The 13,099-nt window shown below is 54.9% G+C and carries 10 protein-coding genes; 4 read left to right on the forward strand and 6 right to left on the reverse strand.

Translation table 11 applies throughout. The features are described from left to right. Positions 1-6: 6 nt before the first annotated feature. From BLQ17_RS23630 to BLQ17_RS01985, 6 genes are all read right to left on the reverse strand, one after another. Complete coding sequence (locus tag BLQ17_RS23630) at positions 7-150, reverse strand: XdhC family protein (RefSeq protein WP_176761035.1); 144 nt, start codon at positions 148-150, stop codon at positions 7-9. A gap of 64 nt (positions 151-214) precedes the next feature. Next, entirely contained in the window at positions 215-1,060 is an 846-nt protein-coding gene (yqeC, locus tag BLQ17_RS01965) for a selenium cofactor biosynthesis protein YqeC (protein ID WP_092219234.1), read from the reverse strand. Continuing rightward, on the reverse strand, positions 972-3,284 hold the full coding sequence (locus BLQ17_RS01970; protein ID WP_092219333.1) for a molybdopterin cofactor-binding domain-containing protein: 2,313 nt from the start codon (positions 3,282-3,284) through the stop codon (positions 972-974). The genes yqeC and BLQ17_RS01970 overlap by 89 nt, the downstream gene beginning before the upstream one ends. Beyond that, positions 3,284-3,733, reverse strand: coding sequence for a (2Fe-2S)-binding protein (locus BLQ17_RS01975; protein WP_092219335.1), 450 nt, complete (start codon positions 3,731-3,733; stop codon positions 3,284-3,286). Before BLQ17_RS01975 ends, BLQ17_RS01970 begins: the two co-directional genes overlap by 1 nt. Beyond that, positions 3,723-4,547, reverse strand: a complete 825-nt coding sequence (locus BLQ17_RS01980; protein WP_092219236.1) for an FAD binding domain-containing protein — start codon at positions 4,545-4,547, stop codon at positions 3,723-3,725. The genes BLQ17_RS01975 and BLQ17_RS01980 overlap by 11 nt, the downstream gene beginning before the upstream one ends. A gap of 221 nt (positions 4,548-4,768) precedes the next feature. Beyond that, positions 4,769-7,192 (reverse strand): hypothetical protein, encoded by a 2,424-nt coding sequence (locus BLQ17_RS01985; RefSeq protein ID WP_092219238.1) that lies wholly within the window; start codon positions 7,190-7,192, stop codon positions 4,769-4,771. A 407-nt stretch (positions 7,193-7,599) separates the two neighbouring features. Between BLQ17_RS01985 and BLQ17_RS01990 the strand changes: the two genes are divergently transcribed. The 4 genes from BLQ17_RS01990 to BLQ17_RS02005 all read left to right on the forward strand — a co-directional run bounded on the left by BLQ17_RS01990 (position 7,600) and on the right by BLQ17_RS02005 (position 12,808). Beyond that, positions 7,600-8,796 (forward strand): MFS transporter, encoded by a 1,197-nt coding sequence (locus tag BLQ17_RS01990; protein ID WP_092219240.1) that lies wholly within the window; start codon positions 7,600-7,602, stop codon positions 8,794-8,796. A gap of 336 nt (positions 8,797-9,132) precedes the next feature. Further along, positions 9,133-10,281, forward strand: coding sequence for an iron-containing alcohol dehydrogenase (locus BLQ17_RS01995; RefSeq protein ID WP_092219242.1), 1,149 nt, complete (start codon positions 9,133-9,135; stop codon positions 10,279-10,281). Further along, positions 10,281-11,474, forward strand: a complete 1,194-nt coding sequence (locus tag BLQ17_RS02000; protein ID WP_092219244.1) for a two-component system sensor histidine kinase NtrB — start codon at positions 10,281-10,283, stop codon at positions 11,472-11,474. The genes BLQ17_RS01995 and BLQ17_RS02000 overlap by 1 nt, the downstream gene beginning before the upstream one ends. Beyond that, on the forward strand, positions 11,474-12,808 hold the full coding sequence (locus BLQ17_RS02005) for a sigma 54-interacting transcriptional regulator (RefSeq protein ID WP_092219338.1): 1,335 nt from the start codon (positions 11,474-11,476) through the stop codon (positions 12,806-12,808). Before BLQ17_RS02000 ends, BLQ17_RS02005 begins: the two co-directional genes overlap by 1 nt. Positions 12,809-13,099: the final 291 nt, after the last annotated feature.

Below are 13,099 nucleotides of genomic sequence, written 5' to 3' on the forward strand. Positions count from 1 at the left end.
AGGACTCTATTTTTTTACATTTTTCATATGTTCTGCCGATCCGCCGTTCTTTACCACCATTATGGCCCCTCTTTTTCCGCGACTTGCCCCGCTGTGGGCAACAACGGATACTAGGGCCGCTGGCTCTTTCGCCTGCAAGGCTTGTGACAAGGCCTGAATTACTTTTTTTCCATACCTGTTCCTCTAGAAACCTGCTGTTGGCTGGTGACACCACTTATCTGATCACAGCGCAGAAATTCTCATGCAGACTGCCGCAGACAACGTTTCGTCCGCCCGCAATCGCTGCCAGCCGCTCACCATTTTCCCTGTCTTGTTGCGATTCGACCTTGTTTATATAGAGGATCTCTTCGCCGCGCGCCTTGCCGAAAAGCCCCTGGTCCGACTCGATCATCTTCTTGAGATGATGTACTGATACCAGGTCGCCTTCCGCTGCGCCCGTGAGCTCTGTAAATATCTGCAGCCGGTGCACCAACTGGTCAGAGACCGGCTGGCCGACACTTTGTATATCTACCACCCCCACGGTATGGGTTGCAAATTGCGGCACCACAGGTTCGGTTTTACGCCAGCCTTTGAGAGCTCTTTTGGCCGAGCCGTCGGCCTCGATCAGGACCAGGTCAAATTGCGACACTCTCCGGGCGAGCAACTGCAGGTCGCAGCCCTTTATCTTGTCCTGTCCAACCAGTTGCGGATCGAGGACTCCTGCCACGAAAACCCCTGCTCCTGCACGGGGGCTCCCGCCAAACAGCGTCCCCTCCAGGTCAATTTCATCATAACAGGAGGGGGGCGGGACAAAAATTCTGGTAGTGGTTGTCACCAGTACCTTTTTTCCCAGCGCCTTCCCCTCTGCCGCCAGCCTGAGCATCAGTGAGGTCTTGCCGCCTGCCCCGACAAGCGCGACAATCAGCCTGCCAGGTCCGGTTGCCAGCCCGAAACAGTCAAGAAATTGCGCCCCCTTGGTGGTTACCATGAGGTCATACCTGTTTTTGCCCGCCCGGCCCAGGCGCCAGGAGAATTTTTTCGGCGGTTGCCGGCAGCTGCCGACATCGGTATCCGGTGGCATTGTAGATCGCCTGGACAATGGCCGGAGCCGGGGTGTTGCAAACCACTTCGCCGATTGATTTGGCGCCGAACGGACCGGTGGGTTCATGACTCTCTATGAATTCGACCCTGATTTCCCCCACATCCTGACGGCTTGGAATCTTGTATTCCATAAAGGAGCCGGTGGCAAGCCTCCCCCTGGCCGAATAGCGGACATCTTCGTAGAGAGCGAGTCCTATCCCCATGACGATCCCGCCCTCCACCTGAATGCGCGCCAGGTTTTTATTGAGAACAGTTCCACAGTCGACCAGTGCGACGTAATCGACAACGTCGCACTGCCCGGTCATAAGGTCAACCTCCACCTCGGCAAACCCGGCAACAAAAGGTGGCGGAGAAGTTGCCCCCCCGAAAGTTCCGGTGGCGACAAGCTGCTCTTTTCCGGCAAAGGAACAGAGCTTGCCGGCAAGTTCAGAAAGTGTCAGCGACTCGCCTTTTGCCGCCAGGAACCTGCCGTCTCGGTATTGCACCTCATCCGGGGCAACCTCCAGCAGACGGGCGGCGCTCAGACACATCTTTTCCTTCATCTCCAGAGCGGCCCGCAGTGCCGCATTGCCGGTAACATAGGCTCCGCTTGAAGCGTACGCCCCGGGATCGTAGGGCAGGGTATCGAGATCAAAACTTGTCACCACCACCTGCTCCAGTTCCACTTCGAGCACATCGGCGGCCAGCTGACACAGGACGGTATCGGATCCCTGGCCCATATCAGAAGCACCATGGGCCAGGGTAAAAAAGCCGTCTTCATTAAGCTTCAAGGTGACGGAGCCGGTATCGATCCCGGCAATGCCGGACCCCTGCATGGTAACTGCCATTCCGTAGCCGCGTCTTTTGGTTCCGTCCACGGACGTGCGGCACGGGTAGTTCTTCTGCCAGCCGACCAGCTCCTTTCCCCTTTCGATACAGGCGGCAAGGGAGCTGGATTCCAGTCTTGCCGGGTGGCCGGGAGCCGACCCGCACAGGGCGCCGTGACACTCTTTTTCCCTGATCAGGTTATGCAGCCGAAGTTCGGCCGGGTCCATTGCCAGCTTCTCGGCAAGCTCGTTTATGGCCGACTCAAGGGCGAAGGTTCCCTGGGTCGCCCCGTACCCCCGAAGCGCTCCGCCGGGAGTCTTGTTGGTATAGACCGCATGTCCGTGATAACGCCACGCCTTTGCCGCGGCGTAAAGCGGCATGGTTTTCTGGCCGACCACCCAGAACACCGTCGGGGCATGTTCACCATAAGCCCCGGTATCGGAGAGACAGTAGATGTCGACCGCCTTGATGTTACCCTGCCTGTCCGATCCCAGCCGCACCGTAAGCTCCATCGCATGACGGCTGGTGGTACAGCAGAAACTCTCATTGCGGGTATAAACCAGACGGGCCGGTTTACCGGTCTTAACGGTCACCATTGCCGGGAAAATCTCCACCGCCGCCGTCTGCTTTCCTCCAAATCCGCCGCCGACTCGCGGCTTGAGAATTTTTATCCTGCTTCTTGGTATATCCAGCACCCGGGAGAGCAGGCGCCGTACGTGAAAGGGAATCTGGGTGGAGCTCATCACCTGCAGCCTGTTGTTGACATCGAAACAGGTGGTCGCACGATAGGTCTCCATCATTGCGTGCGCCTGGGCCTGGGTCCGATACCGGCTTTCCACCACCACCTCGCAGGACGCCAGGACCGCTTCCACATCGCCCTGGCCAATGGTGTCCGCTGCGGCAATATTTTTGGACGCAACACAACCGATATCGAAATTGGTGTGCGGCTGACTCCTATGAACCAGTACCGGGTTGCCGATGGCTTCGGCCGGGTCGAGTACCGGGGGCAGCACGTTATAGGTCACCTGAATCTTTGCTATCGCCTCAAGGGCCGTCTTTTCGTCCACGGCGGCGACGATCGCCACCTCGTCTCCGACATACCTCACCCACTTATCGAGAATTCTGCGATCATAGGGGGACGGTTCGGGAAACGACTGCCCGGCCAGGGTAAAAGGCGTATCGGGCACATCTTCATAGGTGAGGATACACTCCACCCCGGGAACAGCCAGCGCCTGTTTTTTATCGATGGCGACGATTTCAGCCGACGCATGGGGACTCCTCAGAAGCTTTACCGTAAGTGCATTGTTGTTGATATCGAGGTCGCTGGTATAGGCCGGAGCTCCCTTGACAAGAGCTATCCCGTCTATCTTTGGTATTTTTCTACCGACGTGGCGCATCATTTCACCCCCATAAACTTCCTGACGGCCCGCAACTGCCCCTTGTAGCCGGAACAGCGGCAGAGGTTCCCGGCAAGATAATGATTTATCTCTTCATCCGTGGGGTTTTTCAGCTCCCGTTTCATGGCAAGTACGGTCATGGTAAAACCGGGACTGCAGAATCCGCACTGTTCAGCGCCTTCAGCGACCATGAATTCGGCGAAAGCCCCGGCTTCCTCGGCGACAGCTTCGATGGTTGTTATTTCATGTCCGGAAACCCTGCCGCTCAAGGTTGCACAGGCAAGTACCGGGCTGTTGTCGAGCCATACCGTGCACAGGGCGCAGGAGCCGGTTTCACATCCCTCCTTGACCGAAAGATACCCGTACCTCCTGAGCGTCCTGGCGAGAAATTCACCCTCTTCTATTTCAAGAACCACGTCCCGGCCATTTATCCTTGTGTCAATCCGCATCATTTTCCTCCTCCGGCTCCCGGGTGTGCTGCAGTTGCATGAGCGCCCTTGCCACCAGCACCGGACATATCTTCTTCCGGTAGAGCCCGCTCCCCCGGGGATTGTCTCCCAGCGGCACCTCCCCGGCCGCTATTGTCCCGGCCTCGCCGGCGGTTTTTTCGGACAGTCCGTACCGCTGGATATGGTCTGCGGCGCCGTCGGCGAAGACAGCCCTGCCGGGCCTGCTGCCGACAGCTATACGAAATCTTTTTTTCCGCCTGGCCGCCGCTACGTTCAACACCGCATAATCGGTCGCCGATCTCCTGACGCTGACAAAAGCACCGTTTATGCACGCCGTGGAAAGCACGATCCTGGTCAGGATGTCCCGCACCCCCCTGCCCTCAAGGTAATCCTTGAGCATCATCCTGCCGTGGTGATGAAAAACCAGCTCGGCGTCAAGCGCCATCAAGGCGGTTACCGGGTCTGAAAAGGCAAACCTGCCGGCCACCGACCCGCCGATGGTCGCCCCGCGGCGAAACTGTACCCCGACTATATGGGCAACACTTCGCCCCAACATTCCGCCGGCCAGGGAGTTGATGTGGGGGTCGGTCTCAAGATCCCGCAAGCTGGTCATGGCACCTATTTCAATAACGTTTTTCGTCCTGGTTATCCTGTTTAACCCGAGCCTGGTCAGGTCTATTGCCGTCCCGATCTTTCTGTTGCCAAGACGAAGATAGCCGCAGCCTCCCAGCACCATGCTGGTGGGATCGGCAAGCAAAAGAGTATACGCCTCGTCAAGATCTGAAACAAAGACATGCTTTTCTATCTGGAGCATAGGAAGTTACACCGCTGATTTTTTTTGAGTCATAGCCGAATATTTCACCGGTTGCGGCGGCCTGCCGGAGGTGAACATAAGATATTCCGGCCAGCCGGAATTGACGGCCGCTACCACCAGTATAAAGGCTTACCCCGGGATATGCACCAAGAAACGTTCCCCGTGATCCAGGGCCCTCGGCGCCGAACCGGTCGCGTGTTACAACAGTCAGGCGGCTGCACCTAGTTTTGCTGCCGCTGACTGGCGATGACCGCAAGACCGATATGAAGTAACCGCTCAAGGGACAGGCTGTCCAGGGTTTCTTCTAATATTTCCTTTCTTGCCCGGAGGATAAAATCACTGCACAAGCCGCCCGGCTCCAGTTCGCTTCTCACCGCTTCCAGCAACGGGTTCCTCTTTTTTTCAAGTTTACGGCAGTCCTCAAACAGAACGTCCAGGCCTTCCTGCAGGTGGTGGTTCTTCAGGGTCGTGCGGTAGTAGTGTTCCAAGGAGCGGTTGAACTCACACGCCTTTCCCGTTGGCCGCAGCGGACGGTTGGCGGGGGTGGAGGCGGCTGAGCGTATCAACTGCTCGGAGACCCCGGCCGACTCGCCGCAGAGCTTACTCTCAAGAGAGCCAAGCTCCTGCTCCATGCCAAGGGAACTGACGAGATCGGCCCCGTCTTTTCTGATAAGCTTGACAAGGGCCAGCCTGTAATCCCGTACCTTTACCTTTACATACCCCTTATAGCGGGTGCTTGGCCGATGGGAACAGACCGTCGCGAGGATCTTCTGCATAAACAGGTTGCCGCTGTCGCGGTAAACATAGAAGCTGGGGATGCCGATGGCGCTGCAGAAAAAAATCTGCCGCCGCTCGCTCTCAATCGACGGTTTGTCGGGGATGTCCCCATGGACGACCTTCGACTCGAGCACGTATCTGCTGGCCAGGGCGGTGACAAGGTTCTGCATGGCCACGGCCCCCGCCATATCCGACTTCAGCGACGGAAACAGCGAGTAGCTTCGTCCTTCAAATCCGGCATAACCGCATTCGCTGAAAATTCGCTGACGATAAGGCAGATATGTGGTCATAGCCGCATCGAAAACTCCCAGACCGGCAAGCTCTGTTTTCAATTTTTCCTGGTTTCCCATGATACCGTTCAGGGCCGGACTCGTCTCTGTCGACAAGAGCGTCACCAGATAATCCACCAGGCGGAAATCCGGAATTATGTCGCCTTTCAGGCCCAGTAGCCTGGCAAGCAGAGAGTCGGCCCAGGCTGAACCGAATGGGGTGACGGTCCGACCCAGAAAACTTATATCGGCTTTCTTTTTCCAGCGTCGCCAGATCATCCTCAGATGGGTGAAATCGAGCTCGTGGGGCAAAAAGCCGAGCATTTTTTCCGGGTGGAAATCCTTGAAATCAACCCCGAATGGAGCGGCGCTGTAGGCATCGACAAAAAGAGGCAGGAAATGTTCGATAATTTTAATGACCAGGTCGCCGAAATACTTTTCGGCTCCCGGGGTAAAACAACCGTTATCCTTTTCGCCAAGGCTCGTGAGCAACCGGCTGCCGAGGGAAACGTGGGTGCCGTTGTTGGCCAGACAGGTGTTGGAGGTGTTGGGCAGAACACACAGGTTCCGGGTTATTATCCCGGCATTTTTCAACTTGTTGATGGTATTGAGCTGACTCCTTGAGAGGGTATCGTGGCAAAGTTCCATATACCGGTGTTTCTCCTCACCCCGATCCCAGCCGGACAGGCACGGGCTGATGAAAAGCTGCCGATAAAACTCGTCGGGGACGACGTTGTTGAGAAACTTCTGCCGCACCGGGGCATGGGGCGCCGCATAGAGAAGACACTTCTGCCCGGTCCGCTCCAGCCCGAGACTCTTGTTGGCATACTGCACCAGCAGCTGGCAGAACAGAAGCGTCCGCGCACTCTCCCTGGCGGCCAGCTCGCCGATTTCGCCATTCACCGCCGATGGTATGGTAAAGCTCAGTATTTCCGGGGAGATATTATCGCTGATAAAATTATCAAGCAGGGCTCTGCCGGTGTCGAAAAGAGACGTGGCAATCGTTTTACGACGACTGATTGCGTTGGCAAGGGACAATTTGAGAAGATAGCTTACCGGAAACCGCAGCTGTTTTTCCCCATCATGGTCACAGTAGAACCGGTCGAGATCCCCCCGCTGCGGCGAATGGGCCAGCGACTTGTCGGCCAAAAAATCCCTGGCAACAAGCTGCCTGGTCCACGGCGTCAGCCGGTGCCTGGGAAACCTCACCCAGCTGTTTTCCCAGACTCCGGTCTCATTCTTGTCCATAAAATCACGCAGCGACCCGAGACAGGCCCCCGACAGGTCACCGATTTCGGTACGTTCGACGATATTTTTGTAATAGGTTGACTCACCAATGGTAATCGGCAGGTCGACCCGGCTGCGGTCACCTTCGACAGCCACCTGCAGCTCGTACTCCATCCCCGCACTGGAGTCCGCCGCGCCAAACGGTTCCCCCCCGAGCCGGACCAGTTCCCGCCTAAACCGCGCAAACTCAGACTGGATCTGTTCGGGACCGATATCAACGGCAAACTCCTCTCCCCTGTTGACGGCACCATCCGCCATTTCCTGCGTCAGATTCAACAGTGTCGCCTCCTGATCCACAACACTCTTTTGCATTTAACAGCCACCCCCTTTCGCCACCGCATCGCCGGAGACCACCGGGTACAAAACCCAAGACCGCTGTTATCCGGTCCGTCCGCACCACAGGCCAACTCCTGAGCAGCTGCGGCAGCGGAGCATACGGGAACCAAGACCAACCTTATACACCGGATCGACCTTAAGCAACAACCGGATCGGCCAGTTGTCTGATATTTTCGCCAATTTTCGCTGTGGGGTCAACAGGCGCAGCTCACCATTACCCCAATCCCCAAAACTGCAGCAGGAGTTCGCCGATAATTCCGGTTGCCATACCAGGAGAAGAGAAGTAATACGTTGGTATCGGTTTCTCCCCGATATTACGTGAACTATAACAAGCCGCATCGGCCGGGGGAAGCTTTAGACAAGAACGGTAAAGGGTAAATTTTATGACCAAGATCACCCGTGAAAATATAAGCGGAGCAGACAGATTCGATACCCCCAAGGTTCTTCTGTTGTCCATCTGCCATTTTGTCCATGATATCTACTCAAGCTTTCTCGCACCCCTGCTGCCGTTCATCATTGAAAAATTCGGTCTCTCCCTGACCCAGGCGGGATTCATGTCTACCGTCATGCAGCTGCCGGCTTTTCTCAATCCGTATATCGGCAAGGTGGCCGACCGCACCAGTCTGCGCTACTTCATCATTCTCGCCCCGGTGCTTACCGCAGTTCCCATGTCCCTTCTCGGAGTCGCCCCGAGTTACGGCGTTATCCTGCTGCTGCTCTTTTTCGCCGGCATCAGCGTCTCACTCTTTCATGTGCCGGCCCCGGTCATCGTCTACCGGGTGGCAGGTACCAGAACCGGTCGGGGCATGAGTTTTTTCATGACCGGGGGCGAACTTGCCAGGACGCTTGGCCCGATAACAATTGTCGCGGCGGTGTCCCTGTTCGGCTTTGAGGGATACTACCCCATCATGATCTTCGGGATAGTGTCGTCTTGTGTGATGTTTCTCAAGTTCAAGAATATGCCGGTTGTCATTAAGCAAAAAGAGGCTCCTTCCATCCGCAGGACCTGTATTGAGATGAAAAACCTGCTGCTGCCGCTCACCGGAATTCTTTTTGTAAGGGGGTTCATGCACGCATGTCTCACCGCTTTTTTGCCGGTCTATATCATGCAGAAAAACGGCGACGTGTGGCTGGCGGGAATCGGTCTGTCGCTTTTTGAAACCGCAGGTGTAGTCGGCATACTTACCGTGGGCGGGCTGAGCGATCGGTTCGGCAGAAAAAAGCTTTTGCAGTTCTGCCTAATCGTGGCACCGTTGTCTTTGCTGCTGTTTTCTTTCAGCCAGGGCTGGCTCCAGCTGCTCTTGCTGCTGGTGACCGGGTTTTCCCTGTTGTCAACGACCCCGGTTATGCTGGCAATGATCCAGGAGAATTCCCGGGAAGGCTCTTCTGCTGCCAACGGGGTGTTTATGATGGTCAGCTTTCTGGCCAGGTCGGCGGTGGTCGTTGTGGTCGGTTTTGTCGCCGACAAGGTGGGGTTGGAGACAACCTACATCATCTGCGGGCTGATCGGTCTTACCGGTATTCTTTTTGTCAACACCCTTGAAGGAACCAGCCCGGTGCTGCAACAGGAACGGGAATGAGACGGCGGATCCTGGCAACGGTGATCCGTTTTCCCCGCAGAAGACGCAACCGCCGGGGATGACAGTCTTATTTTCAGAAATCTGCGCTAAGGCCTTAGCCCTGACCCTGCAGGGCTGCCCGGCACCCACCGTTCCGGCCAGCCGGAGAAAAACCGAGGCACCGCTTTTTTCCTTAAATGTGTCATAATGTCACATCTTATTTTGACACTTCTCCGTAACGATCTATAATTACATTAACTATTATTTCGGCACATTTCTTGTATTAGAAAACCACGAAAACTTTTGGCCCAAACAGGGAGCAGCGCTTTTCAATACGCCTATTACTCAAGGACTGGTATGGATATTACAAAATTTGCTATTCCGGAAATAATTTTCGGCAGAGGCAGCATGAATCATGCGGGACAATGCGCTTTACGGCTTGGCGCCAAAAAGGTTTTTCTGGTCAGTGACGCAGGCATCGAGCATGCGGGTTGGGTCCAGCGCCTCATGGATATCCTGGAAAAGGAGGGAATCAGATGGATCTATTATCCTGGGGTGACCTCCAACCCAAGAGATTTCCAGGTTGAGCAGGGTGCGGAATTTTACCGTAAAAACGGAGCGGACGTTATCATCGCCATCGGCGGCGGCAGCGCGCTTGACACCGCAAAAGGCATAGCAATTATCGCCAGCAACGGCGGTAAAATACGGGACTACGAAGGCGCCAACCGGGTCCATCGCCCCCTCCCGCCCATGGTGCTGATCACCACCACCGCCGGATCGGGGTCCGACATTTCCCAATTCTGCATTATCACCGATGTGGAAAGGGGAGTGAAGATGTCGATCATCACCCGCACCCTGGTGCCCAACATCTCCATCGTCGACCCGTTGATCCTCAGGACCAAAAGTAAAACCCTCATTATTCAATCGGCAGTCGACGCACTGGCCCACGCCATAGAGTCCTATGTCTCGACAATCGCCTCCCCGTTCACGGAGATGCATTCACTCAAGGCAATCGACCTGATCATCAGATATCTTCCCCACGCCGTTGCAACCCAGTCTCTTGACTCGCTGGAACAGCTCTCCATCGCCTCGGTCAGCGCCTCGATGGCGTTCTCCAACGCCAGCCTCGGCGTGGAACACGCCATCGCCCACTCCCTCGGCGGCCACTTCGATATGGCCCACGGGGTGATCCACCCGATACTCCTTACCGGAGTGATGCGCTATAACATCGACAGCGCCAGGGAAAAACTTGGCGACATCGGCAGGGTCATCATCAATAAAGATCTCGGGTCCGCTGAAAAAAACGCTCTTGCCGGCATTGAAAAACTCGAACAGTTTTTTTCCTCACTCGATGTCTCGCTGCGGCTGCGGGATGAGATATCCGAGGACAAAAAACACTTTCTCAAACCCATTTGTAAACTGGCGGTCAACGACGCCTGTAATCTCACAAACCCCCGTCCTGCCTCATGGCAGGAACTGCTTAAAATCTGTGAGGAAGTCTGGTAATGAAAACTATTACATCCCTTGAAGATCTTATCGGCATAGAACACTGCAAACTCGGTTTCTATCAGGAGCTGCAGCAGAAAGTCGAGCAGCTGAAAAAATCCAATACCGAACTTGAGAAAAAACGAAAGGAGATCCAGGCGGTGCTTGACGGCATCACCGATCTCATGCTCGTACTCTCCGACGATCTGAGAATACAAAGGGTAAACCACGTTTTTACCAAATGGTTTCCCGGTATCGACCCGATCGGCAAACACTGCCATGAGATTTTTCGGCAGAGCGGCGAAAAATGTAAAAAATGCCCCGCCGTGCGTTCCCTCGACCTCAACGAAATTGTCAAGGACTGCCGTATCTACAAGGTAAACGGTGAATACAAGCATTTTGACATCGTCGCCTCCCCGCTCAAGACAGGCCCCACCGGCGAACGGAAAGTCCTTATTTTCAAGAGGGACGTAACCAGGGACAAGAAACTGCAGTCCCAGTTCAATCAGGCGGAAAAAATGGCCACGGTGGGAGCACTTGCCGCGGGCGTTGCCCACGAGATCAACAACCCCCTGGCTGCCATCAGCGGTTTTGCCGAGGGACTGCAGCGTCGGATAAGAAAGATAAAAGATGATATAGATCCAGAGATTGCAGAGGATTTCACCGAATATACCGAGACCATTCTCAAGGAATGCATCCGCTGCCGGGATATCGTACAGACACTGCTCACCTTCAGCAGGCCGATCGCAGCAACTCTTTCGCCAATCAATATCAATGGCTGCGTAAACGACACCCTGTTTATTCTCAAGCACCACTTCAAAAAGCAGCGGAATGTGACCCTGGTAACCGAGCTGGCACCTGACCTGCCGCTGATCATGGGCGACGAGTCCCAGCTCAAGCAGGTGATAATAAACCTGTTCAGCAACGCCTACGACGCGACCGAAGACGGCGGCGAGGTCCGAGTTGAGACCAGGCCCGGCGCCAAAGGCGGGGTCGAACTTGTCGTCAGCGACACCGGATGCGGAATTGCCAAGGAACATCTGGACAAATTATTCGAACCGTTTTTTACCACCAAAAGGGTCGGCAAGGGAGTTGGCATCGGCCTTTCCACATGTTATTCGATCGTAAACAACCACAACGGTGAGATAACCGTTTCAAGCGAACAGGGAAAAGGCGCCTCGTTCAAAGTATTTTTGCCGGGAACAGAATTGTGATAGACCAGGAACAGTGCACCATACTTGTCATTGATGATGAAAAATCGATCCGCCGGCTGCTGGAAAAAGAGCTGGCCAGGGAAAACCGCAAAATTCTTACCGCAGAGGACGGCAGGAGTGCCAAATCAATCCTCAAAAACCACTGGATAGACGTTATCATCATGGACCTGCGGCTCCCCGATGTCATCGATCTCGAACTTCTTGTCGAGGTAAAGGAGACGGTGTCTTACGTGGAAGTCATCATGATTACCGGCCACGGCGATATCGACAGTGCGGTGGAAGCGATGAAATTCGGCGCCTATGACTTTATCCAGAAACCCTTCAACCTGGAGCGGCTGGACCTGATTATCGACAAGGCGCACCAGCGGGCACTGCTGGCCAGGGAAAACAGAATATTGCGCCACAGCAGGGACTCGGACCGGGACCAGGTGCAGTTTATCGGTAATTCGGCTGCCATCAGGGAAATCAAGTTCCTGATAAACAAGGTTGCTCCGGCCAAGATTCCGGTACTTGTAACCGGAGAATCGGGCGCCGGAAAAGACGTGGTGGCGAGGATGATTCACGAACGGTCAACCTGCGCTGAAAATCCGATGATCATCAAGAACTGCGCCTCGCTTCAGAAAGAACTCGCCCGCAGCGAACTGTTCGGGCACATGAAGGGATCGTTCACCGGGGCAACCGACACCAGGGAAGGACTTATGGCCTATGCCCATGACTCCACCCTCTTTCTCGACGAAATAGGGGAACTCCCTTTAGGGGTACAGGCATCGCTGTTGCGGGTTCTCGAGACCCACACCTACCGGAGAGTGGGGGAAAAAGAAGAGAGAAAGGTCAACATCAGGCTGCTCTTTGCCACCAACAGAAACCTGGCCCAGGAGGTCGAACAGGGACGGTTCAACGAAGCGTTCTACCACCGTATCAACGCCTTTACCATCGAGATCCCCTCACTCAAGGAGCGTAAGGAGGACCTGCCCCTGCTCGTTGACTATTTTCTCATGCGCCTGAGCCCTGACAACAGCCGCTATACCGTGGTGGACAGCGCCATGAACTGTATCCTGCGATACAGCTGGCCTGGCAATGTCCGGGAACTGAGAAACGTCATTGAGCGATCGATCATTCTCGCCGAAAACAATATCATCACCGAAAAATGCCTCCCCCGTGAACTTCTCTCCATCGCCGAAGAAGCAACAGAAGACCTCTCCCTGGAGTCCATGGAAAAAAAACATATCCTGAAAATACTCAACTTCTTTGACGGCAACCGTCAAAAGACGGCAGAAACCCTGGGCATAAGCAGGAAGACTCTTTATCGCAAGCTGTCAGGATACGAATACTGACCCCACCTTCTTTTCGTCGGCACCAGGATAAAATTCTTGCAGACGCAAGACGACCAAACCGCCGATTTTCTTCTCCACGACAAAGACCTGTTTTCGGACAGGTCTTTTTGACCCATGTCACGCCAACACCGTGTCATTTTGACCCACACCTGCGTAACATATCGAAATGTATCGGTTATAAAAATTCTTTTCGCAAAATGAGCAGCTCCAGCCATTTTTCTCTCGGCTTCATTGTGACATTATGGCTCTTTGCCTTACCCCGCAAAACCCACAACGCACTGTAATTGCGTC

The organism is Desulforhopalus singaporensis (assembly GCF_900104445.1).
Lineage (GTDB): Bacteria > Desulfobacterota > Desulfobulbia > Desulfobulbales > Desulfocapsaceae > Desulforhopalus_A > Desulforhopalus_A singaporensis.

Bases quoted from the DNA above. Each gene is read 5' to 3' on its own strand.
- BLQ17_RS01975 (WP_092219335.1), bottom strand. From the start codon at position 3,733: ATGCGGATTGACACAAGGATAAATGGCCGGGACGTGGTTCTTGAAATA.
- yqeC (WP_092219234.1), bottom strand. From the start codon at position 1,060: ATGCCACCGGATACCGATGTCGGCAGCTGCCGGCAACCGCCGAAAAAA.
- BLQ17_RS01980 (WP_092219236.1), bottom strand. From the start codon at position 4,547: ATGCTCCAGATAGAAAAGCATGTCTTTGTTTCAGATCTTGACGAGGCG.
- BLQ17_RS01995 (WP_092219242.1), top strand. From the start codon at position 9,133: ATGGATATTACAAAATTTGCTATTCCGGAAATAATTTTCGGCAGAGGC.
- BLQ17_RS02000 (WP_092219244.1), top strand. From the start codon at position 10,281: ATGAAAACTATTACATCCCTTGAAGATCTTATCGGCATAGAACACTGC.
- BLQ17_RS01970 (WP_092219333.1), bottom strand. From the start codon at position 3,284: ATGCGCCACGTCGGTAGAAAAATACCAAAGATAGACGGGATAGCTCTT.
- BLQ17_RS01990 (WP_092219240.1), top strand. From the start codon at position 7,600: ATGACCAAGATCACCCGTGAAAATATAAGCGGAGCAGACAGATTCGAT.
- BLQ17_RS01985 (WP_092219238.1), bottom strand. From the start codon at position 7,192: ATGCAAAAGAGTGTTGTGGATCAGGAGGCGACACTGTTGAATCTGACG.